Raw genomic sequence first — 14,493 nt, forward strand, 5'->3', positions numbered from 1 at the left:
GGACGGTGCGGGCTTTACGTTTTAGGCTGTGAGGTCTGGTGGTTCAGCACGGGCTCAGGGAGCACAGGCGTTCCTGCCAACGCTAGGCGCTACCACCACACACTTCACAGTGCGCATCCTGCGCCACCTTCATGCTGCGGAACTCCGCGCTCATCGCATCGTACATCAGCAAACGGCTGGTGGCGGGCGTGCCAAATGCCGTCAGCACTTTAATCGCTTCGATTGCCTGCATTGCACCCATCACGCCAACCAGCGGGGCCATGACGCCCGCTTCCACGCAACTCAGGGTTTGTTCCCCAAAGAGGCGGCTGATGCAGCGATAGCAGGGTGTGCCGGGCTGCCAGTTGAATACACTGATCTGGCCTTCCATCCGGATCGCGGCGCCCGAGACCAGTGGCACCCGCTGCTGACGACAGAGCCGGTTAAGCTGCTCACGCACTGCAACGTTGTCGGTGCAGTCAAGCACCACCTGCTGCCGGGCAATCAGCGCTAACAGCGCTGCATCGTCCAGCTGTCCATTGACCGGATACAGCTGGCAGTGCGGATTAATGGCGGCCAGGCTCTGTGCGGCGGAGTCCACTTTGGCGCGGCCAATGTCAGCATCGTGATGCAGGATCTGCCGTTGCAGGTTGGAGTGCGACACGGTATCGAAGTCGAGCAGCGTCAGGCTGCCGACACCGGCAGCCGCCAGGTAGGGCGCGGCAGCGCAACCGAGTCCGCCCAGTCCGACGACCAGCGCATGACTCGCTTTCAGTCGCTCCTGCCCGTCGAAATCAAAGCCGCGCAATACAATCTGCCGGTTGTAGCGCAGCATCTCATCATCACTTAACTCAGGCAGCATTTACGCCTCCAGCAGGGCGTTGAACGGTTCCACCTCGACCCATTCGCCCGGTTCAACATTGCCGCGATTCCGTTCCAGTACAATAAAACAGTTTGCCTGGGCGAAAGAGCTGAAGACGTGTGAACCCTGCATCCCTGTAGTCTCCACCTCCAGTTCACCCTGTGCGTTCTGTCGCAGGATGCCGCGCTGGAAGTCGAGCCGACCTGGTGACTTTTTCAGCCGCGAGGCGCAGCGCACTTTCTGACGTGGCGGCAATGCTGATTTTTGCTGGCCGGTGAGGGTGGCAAGCAGCGGCTGGACGAGCTGATAAAAGGTCACGGCGGCAGAGACCGGATTGCCTGGCAGGCCGCAGAACCAGCTGCTGTTGAGGCGGCCAAAGGCAAATGGCTTGCCAGGCTTGATCGCCAGCTTCCAGAAGCTGATGGCGCCAAGCGCTTCCAGCATACTTTTGGTGAAGTCCGCTTCGCCCACCGAGACGCCGCCGGTGCTGATCACGACATCCGCCTGTCTGTCTGCCTCTTCGAACGCAGCACGGAGTGCGGTCGGGTCATCTTTGATGATGCCAAGGTCAATCACTTCACAGCCCAGCTTATGCAGCATCAGCGACACTGCGAAGCGGTTGGTGTCGTATATTTGTCCGTCAGCCAGGGGGGTTCCCACCGGCTGGAGTTCATCGCCGGTGGAGAAGATAGCGACCCGCAGTTTTCGCAGCACGCTGATCTGCGCGATGCCCAGTGAGGCGAGCAGCGGCAACTCCGCCGCACCCAGACGCGTGCCTGCTTCCAGCACCACGGTGCCTGGCTGAATGTCATCGCCAGTCAGACGAATATTTTGTCCCGGATGTACCGGCGCGGTAATCACAACTGCCTCACCCACAGTTTCTGTCTGCTCCTGCATCACCACCGCTTCACAGCCGGCGGGCAACGGCGCACCGGTCATGATGCGGATCACGCTGCCCTGCGGCCACTCACCGCTAAACGGCGCGCCCGCAAAGGCTTTCCCCGCCACTGGGAGCGGCTGTCCGCTGCTGACATCGGCAAGCCTGACGGCGTAGCCATCCATGGCGGAGTTATCAAAGGGCGGCACAGCAATCGGTGAGGTGACTGCGGTTGCAGTAATACGCCCGACCGCTTCAACCAGCGGTACGCTGAGAGAGTCGGTGACGGGTGTCAGCTGTGACAGCATTTTATGTTGTGCCTCCTCAAGGGAGATTAAGCCTGCAGTAAAACTTTCCATGAACAGTCCAGCCTCGTTATCTCAGATGCTGCCTATTATGGTGGGAATTGGCCGTTGAGTCACATCGGTGTCAGCCCGGTAATGGCCAAAGTGAAATATGGCGGTAAGAAAAGGTTATAACCACAGTAACAGTTTCCGCTTTACAACACTTATCAGGCTTTCTATAGTCAAAAATCACCAAAAATGGATGAAAACCATTTTAAATCAGTGTTTTTCGTCCTGATGCAACCACAGGGTAGAGCGTTATGTTCAATGCAGTGATCGCCATTCATGGAGGCGCAGGTGCCATTTCGCGCTCAGCGATGAGCGCCGAAAAGGAACAACGCTATCGTCAGGCGCTGCACGATATTGTCACTCAGGGTCAGCAGATACTGGCTCAGGGCGGCAGCGCACTGGATGCGGTGACGGAAGCGGTGCGACTGCTGGAAGAGTGTCCGCTGTTCAACGCCGGCAAAGGCGCGGTATTCACCCACCAGGGTACCCATGAACTTGATGCCTGCGTAATGGATGGCCGAACGCTGGATGTGGGCGCGGTTGCGGGCGTAACGCGAGTACGCAATCCGGTCCTGGCGGCGCGTGCCGTGCTGGAACAGAGCCCGCATGCGCTGTTTATCGGCGAAGGCGCTGAGCAGTTCGCTAAAGCGCACGGTCTGGAACCGGTCGCGCCTGATTACTTCTCGACCCCGGAACGCTGGGAGCAATTGCAGCGTGCGCTGAACAGCGATACGGCGATACTGGACCATGATGGTGCGGCTCACAGCGACGACCCGCTCGACCCGGACCATAAGTTCGGCACCGTAGGGGCTGTAGCGCTGGATCTCGAGGGCAACCTTGCTGCCGCGACGTCAACGGGCGGGATGACCAATAAACAAGCCGGGCGGGTCGGCGACTCGCCACTGCCGGGCGCGGGCTGCTACGCCAGCAACGACAGCGTGGCGGTTTCCTGTACCGGCACCGGTGAAGTCTTTATGCGGACGCTGGCGGCCTATGATGTGGCAGCGCAGATGCGCTACGCCGGGCGCTCATTGCAGCAGGCCACTGTGAAGGTCATTCATGATAGCGTGCTGGAACTGGGCGGCAGCGGCGGCTTAATCGCCGTTGATCGCGCAGGCAACGTGGCGCTGCCGTTCAACAGCGAAGGCATGTATCGGGGCGTGGCGCGGGTCGGCGAAGCGGCGGATGTCGCTATCTATCGCGAAAGTTAAGGAGCAGAGATGAGCGACAGGCAAACGTTACCGCCGCTGGCCCCTGAGCAGGTACTGGCGGTGCGTGATCTCAATGTGCGTTTTCAGCACGAAGCCACCGTTACGGACGCCGTGCGGCATTTGTCACTCGATCTGTTTCGCGGCGAAACGCTGGCGTTGGTGGGAGAGTCAGGCTCGGGGAAATCCGTCACCTCGCTGGCGCTGATGCGGCTGATAGAGCAGGCTGGCGGAACCGTCAGCGGCGAGGTGCAGCTGCGCCGTCGCAATGGCGACGTGCTGGACCTGATGCGCGCGTCAAAAGGTCAGATGCGCCGGGTGCGCGGCGCAGATATGGCGATGATCTTCCAGGAGCCGATGACCTCACTGAATCCAGTCTTCTCCGTAGGCGAGCAGATCGTTGAATCAATTCGTCTGCATCAGGGCCTGAGCCACGCCGGGGCGCTGGCCGAGGCGCGTCGGATGCTGGATCTGGTGCGAATTCCCGATGCACAAAATGCATTATCCCGCTTTCCGCATCAGCTGTCGGGCGGGATGCGCCAGCGCGTGATGATCGCGATGGCACTCTGCTGCAAACCGGCATTACTGATTGCCGATGAGCCGACCACCGCGCTCGACGTCACTATTCAGGCGCAGATTCTGCAACTTATCCGCGTGTTGCAAAAAGAGATGCAGATGGGCGTGATTTTTATCACTCACGATATGGGCGTGGTCGCCGAAATGGCCGATCGGGTTCAGGTGATGTATCGCGGCGAAGTGGTGGAAAATGCACCGGTAGCCGGGCTGTTTAGCGCACCGCAGCATCCCTATACCCAGGCGCTGCTGACGGCCGTGCCAAAGCTCGGCTCGATGCAGGGGCAGCCTTTACCGGCCAAATTCCCGCTGCTACACAGCAACGCGACTGACGACATGCCACAGGATACGGTACGTCGCCTGCAACCACCCATTTTGCAGGTGCGCGATCTGGTTACCCGCTTTGATATGCGCGGCGGCCTGCTGAATCGCGTTAAAAGCCGGGTTCATGCGGTGGAAAAAGTCAGTTTTGATCTCTATGCCGGTGAGACGCTGGCGCTGGTGGGAGAGTCTGGCTGTGGTAAGTCGACCACGGGGCGGTCACTGCTGAAGCTGGTTGCCAGTCAGGGGGGAACCCTGACGTTTGACGGACAGCGGATAGACCTTCTCTCTGGTGGCGCGCTGGCGCATTTGCGGCGCGACATTCAGTTTATTTTCCAGGATCCCTATGCCTCTCTTGATCCCCGGCTGACGGTCGGCTTCTCGATTATGGAGCCGCTGCTGGTCCATAAGGCGATGCCGCGTCGCGCGGCGGAGCAGCGCGTCGCCTGGCTGCTGGATAAAGTGGGTCTACTGCCGGAACATGCTCAGCGCTATCCGCATGAATTTTCTGGCGGGCAGCGTCAGCGCATCTGTATTGCTCGTGCGCTGGCGCTGAATCCCAAAGTGGTCATCGCTGATGAATCCGTCTCGGCGCTGGACGTCTCGATTCAGGCGCAAATTATTAATCTGATGCTCGACCTGCAGCGCGAGTTTGGCATCGCTTTCCTGTTTATTTCTCACGATATGGCGGTGGTGGAGCGTATCAGCCACCGCGTGGCGGTGATGTATCTCGGCCAGATTGTCGAGATGGGGCCACGTCAGGCGGTGTTTGAACAGCCTCAGCATCCCTACACCCGAAAACTCATGGCAGCGGTGCCGGTAGCCGATCCGGCTCACCGACGTCGTGAACGAGCCTTACTGGTCGATGAGATCCCCAGCCCGATTCATGCGTTAGGGGATGAACCTGAAGTGGCACCGTTGATGGAGGTGGCACCGGGCCATTTCGTCGCCCGCCACGTTATCAGCGCGACCTGAACAGTGAAAATGTCGCCCCGGCGACCAACCCGACAGGGATTACAGGAGAAAAAGATGCAGATTACGATGCGTAAAGGGTTACTGGCAGCTGGCGTGTTAAGCAGCGCAATCACATTGCCCGCCTGGGCAGCACAGGATGCGGTGATTGCCGTCGCGTCCAATTTCACCACCCTCGATCCCTATGACGCCAACGACACGCTGTCGCAGGCGGTGGCGAAATCCTTCTATCAGGGCCTGTTTGGCTTCGATAAGGATATGAAACTGACTAACGTGCTGGCAGAGAGCTATCAGGCCAGCGCCGACGGACTGACTTACACCATCAAGCTGCGCTCCGGCGTTAAATTCCAGGATGGCGCAGACTTCAATGCTGAAGCGGTAAAGGTCAACCTTGATCGCGCCAGCAACCCGGACAACCATCTCAAACGCTACAACCTGTTTAAACATATTGCCAGCACCGAAGTGGTGGATCCGACCACGGTGAAAGTAACGCTGAAAGAGCAGTTCTCCGCCTTTATCAACAACCTGGCTCATCCGGCGGCAGCGATGATTTCGCCCACCGCATTGAAAAAATATGGCAAGGAGATCGGTTTCCATCCGGTGGGAACCGGCCCGTTTGTGTTTGAAACCTGGAACCAGACCGATTTTGTGAAGGTGAAGAAGTGGGACGGCTACTGGAAGTCGGGTTACCCGAAGCTGGACAGCATTACCTGGCGACCGGTGGTGGACAACAACACCCGTGCAGCAATGCTGCAGACCGGCGAAGCGAACTTTGCTTTCCCGGTGCCTTATGAGCAGGCAAAACTGCTGGAGAAGAACAGCAAGCTGGCTGTGGTAACCACGCCATCCATTATGCAGCGTTACATCAGTCTTAACGTGACCCAGAAGCCGTTTGATAACCCGAAGGTGCGTGAAGCGCTGGAGTATGCCATTAACCGTCAGGCGCTGGCGAAAGTGGCGTTCTCCGGTTACGCCACGCCCGCCACCGGCATCGTGCCGCCCACCATCGACTTCGCCCAGACCTATCCGGCCATCAGCTACGATCCGGCTAAAGCGAAAGCATTGCTGAAAGAGGCGGGCTACCCGAACGGATTTGAAACTACGCTCTGGTCGTCACACAACCACAGCACCGCGCAGAAAGTGTTGCAGTTCACCCAGCAGCAGCTGGCGCAGGTTGGCGTGAAAGTTAACGTTACGGCGATGGATGCGGGTCAGCGTGCTGCTGAAGTGGAAGGCAAAGGCCAGAAAGAGAGCGGCGTGCGCATGTTCTACACCGGCTGGTCCGCCTCAACGGGTGAAGCGGACTGGGCGCTGACGCCACTGTTTGCCACCGCGGCCTGGCCACCGGCGATTTTCAACACCGCGTTTTACAGCAATCCTAAGGTCGATAAAGATCTGGCTGATGCGCTGAAAACCACCGACCGTGCAGAGAAAGCGCGTCTCTATAAAGATGCGCAGGATACCATCTGGCAGGATCATCCGTGGATCCCACTGGTGGTTGAGCAGCTGGTTTCTGCCAATAGCAAAAACCTCAGCGGTTTTTATGTGATGCCCGATACCTCATTCAATTTCGATGAGGCAACTCTGAAGTAACGGAGCCAGCCAGCCCGCGAGGCTGGCCGCAGCTGCAGGATGTTGCATGTTTAACTATTTTCTCAAACGACTATTTGGGCTGATCCCCACGCTGCTGATTGTGGCGGTGCTGGTGTTCCTGTTTGTTCACCTGCTGCCGGGCGACCCGGCACGCCTGATCGCCGGGCCGGAAGCGGATGCTTCGGTGGTGGCGCTGGTGCGTCAGGAGCTGGGGCTGGATCTGCCGCTGCCGCAGCAGTTCTGGCACTTTATTCTGAATGCGCTGCAGGGCGATTTCGGTCAGTCGATGGTCTCGAAGCGGCCAGTAGCGGATGAGATCGCCTCACGCTTTATGCCGACCCTGTGGCTGACGCTGGCCAGCATGATCTGGGCGGTGATTTTTGGCATGGCAATCGGCATTGTCTCGGCCGTCTGGCGAAACCGCTGGCCCGATCGGCTAGGGATGACGCTGGCGGTGTCGGGCATTTCATTTCCTGCCTTTGCGTTGGGTATGCTGCTGATGCAGGTCTTCTCAGTTGAGCTGGGATGGTTGCCAACCGTCGGTGCAGAGAGCTGGAAACATTACATTCTGCCCTCGATTACCTTGGGTGCGGCGGTGGCGGCGGTGATGGCGCGCTTTACCCGCGCTTCATTCGTGGAAGTGATGCAGGAAGATTACATGCGAACCGCCCGAGCCAAAGGGGTGCGTGAGTCGCTGGTGGTGGTGAAGCATGGCCTGCGCAACGCCATGATCCCGGTGGTGACGATGATGGGACTGCAGTTTGGTTTTCTGCTGGGTGGATCGATCGTGGTTGAGGTGGTGTTTAACTGGCCGGGACTGGGTCGTCTGCTGGTCGACTCCGTAACGATGCGCGACTATCCGGTTATTCAGGCAGAAGTACTCCTGTTTTCACTGGAGTTTATTCTTATCAATCTGTTTGTCGACATGCTCTATGCGGTGATCAATCCCGCTATTCGCTTTAAGGAGTCGCGATGAGAAACTGGCGACGTGAAGCGGCACTGAAAACGATGCCGCTGATTGCGGAAAACCGGGTACGCACGCCGTGGCGTGAGTTCTGGCGGCGTTTCAGGCGTCAGCCGGTGGCGCTGATGGCCGGGTTGTTTGTGCTGGTGCTGATTGTGCTGGCGGTCATCGCCCCATGGATTGCCCCGTTCGACGCAGAGAACTATTTCGATTATGACCGGCTAAACGACGGCCCATCGCTGATGCATCTGTTTGGTGTTGATTCGCTGGGACGCGACATCTTCAGCCGGGTACTGGTCGGGACGCGTATTTCCCTGATTGCGGGCTTCTTTTCAGTGGTACTTGGCGCACTGATTGGCACCCTGTTTGGGCTGTTAGCCGGGTATTACGAAGGCTGGTGGGACCGCATCACCATGCGCATCTGTGATGTGCTGTTTGCCTTTCCCGGCATTCTGCTGGCCATTGCGGTGGTGGCCATTATGGGCAGTGGCATGAGCAATGTGATTGTGGCGGTGGCCATTTTCAGTATCCCGGCTTTTGCTCGCCTGGTGCGCGGCAATACGCTGGTACTGAAGCAACAGACTTACATTGAGTCGGCTCGTAGCATCGGCGCGTCTGACTGGACTATTCTGATGCGGCATATCCTTCCCGGTACGGTATCGCCAATTGTGGTCTATTTCACCATGCGGGTCGGCACCTCAATCATCACCGCAGCCAGCCTGTCGTTTCTGGGGCTGGGCGCACAACCGCCAACGCCGGAGTGGGGTGCCATGCTGAATGAAGCACGGGCCGACATGGTGATTGCGCCTCATGTGGCGATTTTCCCCAGCCTGGCCATTTTCTTTACCGTTCTGGCATTTAATTTACTTGGAGACGGGCTGCGCGACGCACTTGATCCTAAACTAAAGAGATGAAACCTTTCGATTATGATCAGGACTTCAGCACTATCGACTTTCGCCAGCATCCCGAGCGTTATCAGGTTGGGCGTGGCGAGCAGGGTGTGTTGATGGTCGAGCCTTACAAAAGCGAAATCCTGCCACACTGGCGTTTTCGTACCGTTCCCATTGCCGAAGAGTCAGCAGAAAAAATCATGGCGCTGTTTGAGGAGTACCGGCGTCAGGACGATTTTGTCGGCATGGATATGGCGCGTAAATTTATTCAGATGGGATATACCCGTGCGCGTCGGTACAGCAATCATAAGGGCGGGCGAAAATATGATGCAGGCGGCAAGGAGTTACCGCGTGGCGTGAATGAGGAAAAGGCCGCTGCGGCGGCCATTTTCAAAACTTACTGGGACAGGCTTCGTGCAGATGAGGACTATCTGCAACGTAAAAAATCGCATCAGCAGCAGTACGGTTAAAGGCTAAACCCTGTTCTTCCGGCAGCCGATAAGCCTGCTGCCGCTCTGGTTTGATCACCCTCTCTTGCTTTATCCTTTCTCCCATTTTCATTGACGGCAAAAACCCGCGATGCGGGCGACTTAACGTCCGACAGCCGCAGATGAGAAAACTTTTCTGCGAAGGGGCAGGCGACGTAAAGTAATGAAAAAACGCGTAAAATACGAGTCATGCCACCGGCAAAAAAACGGGCTGTTTTAAGCCTGCACTTTCCAGTAACTGACCGTCCTGTAAAAAGAAATGGTATTTCCCGCAAACGGAGGTTGAGTAAGCGAAACGCTGACAATGGCGACGTTTCGGGGCTGACTGAAAAACGCGGGTTGATATTCACTTGTTTTCATTAATAATAAACGAGCAAACCCACTGAGGGGGCTATGCCCCTCAGGTAATGAAATGGATAATGTGAGAGCTAAATAATGAAAGAGATCATCAACGGATTTCTGAATTTCCAGCAGAATGTGTTTCCTGAAAGGAAGGATCTTTTCAAAAGCCTGGCGTCTAATCAAAATCCGAAAGCGCTGTTCATCTCCTGCTCAGACAGCCGTCTGGTGCCTGAACTGGTGACGCAGCAGGAGCCAGGAGAGCTGTTCGTTATCCGCAATGCGGGCAACATTGTTCCCTCATTTGGCCCGGAGCCTGGCGGTGTGTCCGCCACCATTGAATATGCCGTGGTGGCGCTAGGTGTCTCCGACATCATCATCTGTGGTCACTCCAACTGCGGCGCCATGAACGCCATCGCTTCTTGTGCCTGCATGGATACCATGCCTGCGGTTGAGCACTGGCTTCGCTACGCCGATGCGGCAAAAGCGGTGGTAGAGCAGCGTGAATATGACTCGCCAGAGAAAAAGCTGAACGAAATGGTCAAAGAGAACGTTATCGCGCAGCTCAACAACATGAAAACCCATCCTTCTGTCTCGGTCGCGCTGCGTAACGGTAAGCTGCGTCTGCACGGCTGGGTTTACGATATCGAAAGCGGCACAATCATGGCGCTTACCCAGGGTGGCAAGCAGTTCATCACCCTGTCTGAAAATCCCGATGCCAGTTTCGAGTAATGCTTTTCACCCGCTGCGTTATGCAGCGGGTATTTCCCGAGCATCTGCACAGATAACCCTTAAAACAGCGCCTATTTTCAGCATTTCCCCGGTCATGGCGACCCGTGCACTGTTCTGAAGCCAGATGCGGACTTTACCTTCTTGCTAATCCGAACAGCAATGTCTTATACCCGGCGGCATTTCCTCCCCGGTCCTTGCCGGCTGGCGTTGACATTGCATCCCGGCGTGACGACGAAAAGGTAATACGCGTCTCGCAGCTCTTTTTAGCGATAACTGAATCCCGGCAGAAGAGCATTTGTGCGGGCGGATGTCGGACCTTGTTGAACTGAATGCCCCCATCACCTGTTCTGCTGTTCCAGGTGCTAACCACCCCGGGATCGCTTTGCGTACTCTCCAGCGTCCGGAAGGCGAAAATCACTTTCTCGTTGTCGATAAGCAGCGCTCTTGTCACGATCGCCGGTAAAGCCCTGGGTGTGAAAAATGCAAAACCGACCTCACGGTAAGGCATTTCGCCGGTTTCTTCCGGTGTCTGTGCATCACCCGCGCGGCAGCCGCTGACCATAACCCGCATCAGCAGGGGAAAAGTGTTCTCAGCCTCATACCTTCTTTCCGTCCATGTTGTAGGCAGCGCGTTTCCACTGCTCATCCGGGCGGTTGATAACGCCAGTCAGCGCTGAGCGGGGCGCGCCCCCGTGGATAAAGCCATCCGTGTTCACCACGATGACATTCCAGATGGCCGAACCCTGCTCAGAACAGTGAACTGTTTCCGGAGGTGGAAGCCAGCGATGCCGTGACCGGCAAACCGTTGATCCGGGCCGTGCGGAAAGCCTTTGGCAAAACGGTCAGCCACAGCGCCTCGCCAATCACCTTTGATGACCTGAAGCCGGGTATCAATACGCTGGTTCGCGATACGGTAAGTTTCAACGCGCCATAACCTTTCAGGGCGGCACATCCTTGTCGCCCTGTTTAATCTTTTGTAAATCCTCAGGTTCACCACGCAGCGGATGACTACGCTTAAGAGCACGCTATCCCGTCAGGAGAACCTTATGTCCCGTTTTTCGACTTCTCTGGTGCTCGGCGGCGCGTTGTTATGCGCCTCGCCGCTGTTTGCCGCCGACCTGCAGGTCGAGGTATTACAAGATAAGTTACAACATCCATGGTCGGTTGCCTTTCTGCCCGACAATAAAACGCTGCTGATTACCGAACGTAGCGGTCAGCTACGCAGCTGGAGCCCGCAGAGCGGCCTGTCGCAGCCGATCAACGGGGTGCCAAAGGTCTGGGCAGAACGGCAGAGTGGCCTGCTGGACGTGGTACTGGCACCCGATTTTGCAACCAGCCGTCGCGTCTGGCTCAGTTACACGGAGGCGAATAGCAGCGGCAAAGCGGGTGCAGTCGTGGGTGTCGGGAGGCTGAGTCCGGATAACCGGCAACTCACTAATTTCCGGGAAGTGATTCGGCAGACGCCGATGCTCTCCAGCGGCAACAATATCGGTACCCGGCTGGCATTTGATACCCAGGGCTACCTCTGGATCGCTTTCGGCGATAATTTTGTCAGCAGCGCAGCGCAGGACCTCGATAAGCTGCAGGGCAAACTGCTGCGGCTCAACGCCGATGGCAGCGTGCCAGACGATAATCCGTTTGTGAAGCAGCGCGGCGCACGACCAGAGATCTGGGCCTATGGCCTGCGTAATCCGCAGGGACTGGCGCGTAACCCGTGGACCGGCATGATATGGGAAAATGAGCATGGCCCGCGCGGCGGCGATGAAGTCAATATTATAGGACGGGGCAAGAATTACGGCTGGCCGCTGGCGACCTATGGCATTGACTACAGCGGCGACAAAGTGCCGGAGTCAAAGGGCACATATGTCGCTGGCACCGAACAGCCGCTTTATCACTGGAAGGATTCTCCGGCCATCAGCGGCATGGCGTTTTATAACAGCGCCCGTTTTCCGCAGTGGAAGAATTCGGTATTTATCGGCGCACTGAAAGAGAAAAACCTGATTCGCCTGAGTATCAACGGCGAGAAAGTGGTGGAAGAGCAGCGCCTGCTCGGCGATCAGAAGGCACGGATTCGGGATGTGCGACAGGGGCCAGATGGCTATCTCTATGTGCTGACCGATGAGGCCAACGGCAAGTTGCTGAAGGTGGGATTAGCGCAGGACACTGGCGCGTCCCGCGGCTGAATCAGCGCGCCCAGTGATAAACCTGCCATCCGCGATTTAGCGCTTCCTGGTGCAGCTGTTCGTCAGGGTTGATAACATGGGCATGATCGGCCTGTTCCAGTAACGGCAGGTCGTTCATCGAATCGCTGTAGGCCCAGGTGTGGTTAAAGGTCTCGTCCTGCTGCAGCGCTTTCCAGTCACCCAGCCGGGTCACTTTGCCCTCTTTGTAGGTCATGGTGCCGTAGGTGTTACCGCTGTAGCGCTCATCCACGATTTCAACGCCAATCGCCAGTGCGCCGCAGGCACCCAGCTTTTCGGCAATGGGCACCACCAGATGCTCGCCGCTGGCGGAGATAATCATCACTTTGTCGCCTCGCGCCCGGTGCCACTCAATCCGCTCACGTGCCGCAGGAAAGACGCGTGGCATAATGTCGCGGTGAATGAAGCGGCGCACCCAGCCTTCAACGGTCAGGGTGGCCATACCCGCCAGGGGAGAAAGCGTTTTATTCATATACTCTTCAATCGACAGCGTACCGGCATAGTACTGGCTCATTAAAGCCTGTTCCTGATCGATCAGTTCGGTGGGAGCGAATCCCTGTGATACCAGCCAGCGCAGCCACAGGCTGGTGCTGTCTTCACAAATCAGTGTTTCATCCAGATCAAAAAGGGCTAAGTCCATGGTCGGTCTCCTCGGCTGACTGGCGTTCAGGTTAACTGATATTTGTGACGGGCTTAACTCTTCTGCGAAAAATCGGAATTTCACGCAGTTTTGATGGCGATAGAATCGGGGAAAAGCGGCACGCGCGCGCTGCCTTTACCAGGGTTACTCGACTAAACTCTAAAAAACTTTACGATTCGACGGTTTTTTTCGCTGCCGTCAAGCGTTAGCGTTTGAGTGAGAATTTTCTGCCCCTGGAATTTCGATCTAACAAGGACAATCCGGCCAAGCCCATGACAAACACTCGCTTCACTTCTCGCCTGCGGCACCTTGCTGCCACCTCATTACTGATTCTTGCCCCCGTCAGCGTTTTTGCTGAGCAGGCTCCCGCCGCGCCAGGCATTGATGCTAAAGCGTGGATTCTGATCGACTACGCCAGCGGTAAAGTGTTAACCGAATCCAGTGCCGATCAGCGTCTCGATCCCGCCAGTCTGACTAAAATGATGACCAGCTACGTGGTCGGTCAGGCAATTAAAGCGGGCAAAATCAAACCGGATGACCTGGTAACCGTTGGACAGGATGCCTGGGCGACAGGCAATCCTAAGCTGCGCGGCTCCTCACTGATGTTCCTTAAGCCGGGCGATCGTATTCCGGTGCATGAGTTGAATAAAGGTATCGTAATCCAGTCCGGCAATGACGCCTGTATTGCCCTGGCGGACTATGTGGCGGGCAGTCAGGACTCGTTTATTGGCCTGATGAACAACTACGTGAAGGCGCTGGGACTTCAGAACACCCACTTTATGACGGTGCATGGTCTGGATGCAGAAGGGCAATACAGCACCGCGCGTGACATGGCGCTGATTGCTCAGGCGCTGATCCGCGATGTGCCCGAAGAGTACGCGCTGAATAAAGAGAAAGAGTTTACCTTCAACAATATTCGCCAGATCAACCGCAACCGTCTGCTGTGGAGCACCAACCTCAAGGTCGATGGTGTGAAAACCGGCCATACCTCCGGCGCGGGGAATAACCTGGTCGCTTCAGCGACCGAAGGCGATATGCGTCTGATCTCGGTGGTGCTTGGCACTCGCAGCGATGCGATTCGTTTCCGCGAAAGTGAAAAGCTGCTGACGTGGGGCTTCCGTTTCTTTGAAACGGTCACGCCGATTAAAGCGGATGCGCCGTTTGCGCAGCAGCGGGTCTGGTTCGGTGATCGCAGCCAGGTCAATCTGGGCGTGGCAAAAGATGCCGCGCTGACCATCCCTAAAGGGCAGATGAAGAATCTGAAGGCGAGTTTCAGGCTCAACGCGCCGCAGCTGGAAGCTCCGCTGAAGAAGAATCAGGTGGTCGGCACCATCGATTTCCAGCTGGACGGGAAAACCATTGAACAGCGGCCGCTGGTGGTGATGCAGGATGTGCAGGAAGGTGGCTTCTTCAGCCGGGTGATTGATTTCGTGATGATGAAATTCAATGGCTGGTTCGGGAAGTGGTTTTCATAAGTAAGCAGGGACGCTGATGTGTCCCT

15 protein-coding genes are annotated in these 14,493 nt (G+C 56.9%); 10 read left to right on the forward strand and 5 right to left on the reverse strand.

What is annotated here, in order from left to right:
* Nucleotides 1-82 precede the first annotated feature (82 nt).
* Nucleotides 83-841 (reverse strand): molybdopterin-synthase adenylyltransferase MoeB, encoded by a 759-nt coding sequence (gene moeB, locus WFO64_RS02255; RefSeq protein WP_337008546.1) that lies wholly within the window; start codon nucleotides 839-841, stop codon nucleotides 83-85.
* Nucleotides 842-2,077, reverse strand: coding sequence for a molybdopterin molybdotransferase MoeA (gene moeA / locus WFO64_RS02260; protein WP_337008548.1), 1,236 nt, complete (start codon nucleotides 2,075-2,077; stop codon nucleotides 842-844). It lies immediately after the preceding gene.
* A gap of 245 nt (nucleotides 2,078-2,322) precedes the next feature.
* On the opposite strand from moeA, the gene WFO64_RS02265 reads away from it, so the two are divergent.
* Genes WFO64_RS02265 through WFO64_RS02290 form a run of 6 tightly spaced genes read left to right on the forward strand, consistent with a single transcriptional unit; the run spans nucleotide 2,323 to nucleotide 9,062 of the window.
* Nucleotides 2,323-3,282, forward strand: coding sequence for an isoaspartyl peptidase/L-asparaginase family protein (locus WFO64_RS02265; protein WP_337008550.1), 960 nt, complete (start codon nucleotides 2,323-2,325; stop codon nucleotides 3,280-3,282).
* 9 nt (nucleotides 3,283-3,291) lie between these two features.
* Nucleotides 3,292-5,148, forward strand: coding sequence for a dipeptide ABC transporter ATP-binding protein (locus tag WFO64_RS02270; RefSeq protein ID WP_337008552.1), 1,857 nt, complete (start codon nucleotides 3,292-3,294; stop codon nucleotides 5,146-5,148).
* A gap of 54 nt (nucleotides 5,149-5,202) precedes the next feature.
* On the forward strand, nucleotides 5,203-6,738 hold the full coding sequence (gsiB, locus tag WFO64_RS02275; protein WP_337008554.1) for a glutathione ABC transporter substrate-binding protein GsiB: 1,536 nt from the start codon (nucleotides 5,203-5,205) through the stop codon (nucleotides 6,736-6,738).
* A 46-nt stretch (nucleotides 6,739-6,784) separates the two neighbouring features.
* Nucleotides 6,785-7,714 carry a glutathione ABC transporter permease GsiC gene (gsiC, locus tag WFO64_RS02280; protein ID WP_337008555.1) on the forward strand — a complete coding sequence of 310 codons (930 nt, stop codon included), beginning with the start codon at nucleotides 6,785-6,787 and terminating at the stop codon, nucleotides 7,712-7,714.
* Nucleotides 7,711-8,616 (forward strand): glutathione ABC transporter permease GsiD, encoded by a 906-nt coding sequence (gene gsiD, locus WFO64_RS02285; protein ID WP_337008557.1) that lies wholly within the window; start codon nucleotides 7,711-7,713, stop codon nucleotides 8,614-8,616. The genes gsiC and gsiD overlap by 4 nt, the downstream gene beginning before the upstream one ends.
* Nucleotides 8,613-9,062 (forward strand): DUF4385 domain-containing protein, encoded by a 450-nt coding sequence (locus tag WFO64_RS02290; protein ID WP_337008559.1) that lies wholly within the window; start codon nucleotides 8,613-8,615, stop codon nucleotides 9,060-9,062. Before gsiD ends, WFO64_RS02290 begins: the two co-directional genes overlap by 4 nt.
* Here the strand turns inward: WFO64_RS02290 and WFO64_RS02295 are convergent.
* Nucleotides 9,059-9,430, reverse strand: a complete 372-nt coding sequence (locus WFO64_RS02295; RefSeq protein WP_337008561.1) for a hypothetical protein — start codon at nucleotides 9,428-9,430, stop codon at nucleotides 9,059-9,061. The genes WFO64_RS02290 and WFO64_RS02295 overlap by 4 nt on opposite strands.
* Nucleotides 9,431-9,515: 85 nt before the next feature.
* On the opposite strand from WFO64_RS02295, the gene WFO64_RS02300 reads away from it, so the two are divergent.
* Complete coding sequence (locus tag WFO64_RS02300; protein WP_337008563.1) at nucleotides 9,516-10,151, forward strand: carbonic anhydrase; 636 nt, start codon at nucleotides 9,516-9,518, stop codon at nucleotides 10,149-10,151.
* A gap of 133 nt (nucleotides 10,152-10,284) precedes the next feature.
* On the opposite strand, the gene WFO64_RS02305 is transcribed toward WFO64_RS02300, so the two are convergent.
* The gene (locus tag WFO64_RS02305; RefSeq protein ID WP_337008565.1) at nucleotides 10,285-10,797 is read right to left on the reverse strand and encodes a DUF2931 family protein; all 513 of its coding nucleotides are present in this window, start codon (nucleotides 10,795-10,797) and stop codon (nucleotides 10,285-10,287) included.
* 114 nt (nucleotides 10,798-10,911) lie between these two features.
* Between WFO64_RS02305 and WFO64_RS02310 the strand changes: the two genes are divergently transcribed.
* The gene (locus WFO64_RS02310) at nucleotides 10,912-11,085 is read left to right on the forward strand and encodes a DUF3313 family protein (RefSeq protein ID WP_337009477.1); all 174 of its coding nucleotides are present in this window, start codon (nucleotides 10,912-10,914) and stop codon (nucleotides 11,083-11,085) included.
* Nucleotides 11,086-11,197: 112 nt separating this feature from the next.
* The gene (locus WFO64_RS02315) at nucleotides 11,198-12,334 is read left to right on the forward strand and encodes a PQQ-dependent sugar dehydrogenase (RefSeq protein ID WP_337008567.1); all 1,137 of its coding nucleotides are present in this window, start codon (nucleotides 11,198-11,200) and stop codon (nucleotides 12,332-12,334) included.
* A 1-nt stretch (nucleotide 12,335) separates the two neighbouring features.
* Here WFO64_RS02315 and WFO64_RS02320 read toward each other — a convergent pair whose 3' ends face one another.
* On the reverse strand, nucleotides 12,336-12,992 hold the full coding sequence (locus WFO64_RS02320; protein WP_337008569.1) for an HAD family hydrolase: 657 nt from the start codon (nucleotides 12,990-12,992) through the stop codon (nucleotides 12,336-12,338).
* Between the two features lie 272 nt (nucleotides 12,993-13,264).
* Between WFO64_RS02320 and WFO64_RS02325 the strand changes: the two genes are divergently transcribed.
* Entirely contained in the window at nucleotides 13,265-14,467 is a 1,203-nt protein-coding gene (locus WFO64_RS02325; RefSeq protein WP_337008570.1) for a serine hydrolase, read from the forward strand.
* Nucleotides 14,468-14,493: the final 26 nt, after the last annotated feature.

It is taken from the genome of Pantoea sp. AS142 (assembly GCF_037152305.1).
Classification (GTDB): Bacteria; Pseudomonadota; Gammaproteobacteria; order Enterobacterales; family Enterobacteriaceae; genus Pantoea.

Excerpts from the sequence above, each read along its gene's own strand:
- moeB (WP_337008546.1), bottom strand. The coding sequence starts at position 841 with ATGCTGCCTGAGTTAAGTGATGATGAGATGCTGCGCTACAACCGGCAG.
- moeA (WP_337008548.1), bottom strand. The coding sequence starts at position 2,077 with ATGGAAAGTTTTACTGCAGGCTTAATCTCCCTTGAGGAGGCACAACAT.
- WFO64_RS02265 (WP_337008550.1), top strand. The coding sequence starts at position 2,323 with ATGTTCAATGCAGTGATCGCCATTCATGGAGGCGCAGGTGCCATTTCG.
- WFO64_RS02270 (WP_337008552.1), top strand. The coding sequence starts at position 3,292 with ATGAGCGACAGGCAAACGTTACCGCCGCTGGCCCCTGAGCAGGTACTG.
- gsiB (WP_337008554.1), top strand. The coding sequence starts at position 5,203 with ATGCAGATTACGATGCGTAAAGGGTTACTGGCAGCTGGCGTGTTAAGC.
- gsiC (WP_337008555.1), top strand. The coding sequence starts at position 6,785 with ATGTTTAACTATTTTCTCAAACGACTATTTGGGCTGATCCCCACGCTG.
- gsiD (WP_337008557.1), top strand. The coding sequence starts at position 7,711 with ATGAGAAACTGGCGACGTGAAGCGGCACTGAAAACGATGCCGCTGATT.
- WFO64_RS02290 (WP_337008559.1), top strand. The coding sequence starts at position 8,613 with ATGAAACCTTTCGATTATGATCAGGACTTCAGCACTATCGACTTTCGC.
- WFO64_RS02300 (WP_337008563.1), top strand. The coding sequence starts at position 9,516 with ATGAAAGAGATCATCAACGGATTTCTGAATTTCCAGCAGAATGTGTTT.
- WFO64_RS02305 (WP_337008565.1), bottom strand. The coding sequence starts at position 10,797 with ATGAGCAGTGGAAACGCGCTGCCTACAACATGGACGGAAAGAAGGTAT.
- WFO64_RS02315 (WP_337008567.1), top strand. The coding sequence starts at position 11,198 with ATGTCCCGTTTTTCGACTTCTCTGGTGCTCGGCGGCGCGTTGTTATGC.
- WFO64_RS02320 (WP_337008569.1), bottom strand. The coding sequence starts at position 12,992 with ATGGACTTAGCCCTTTTTGATCTGGATGAAACACTGATTTGTGAAGAC.
- WFO64_RS02325 (WP_337008570.1), top strand. The coding sequence starts at position 13,265 with ATGACAAACACTCGCTTCACTTCTCGCCTGCGGCACCTTGCTGCCACC.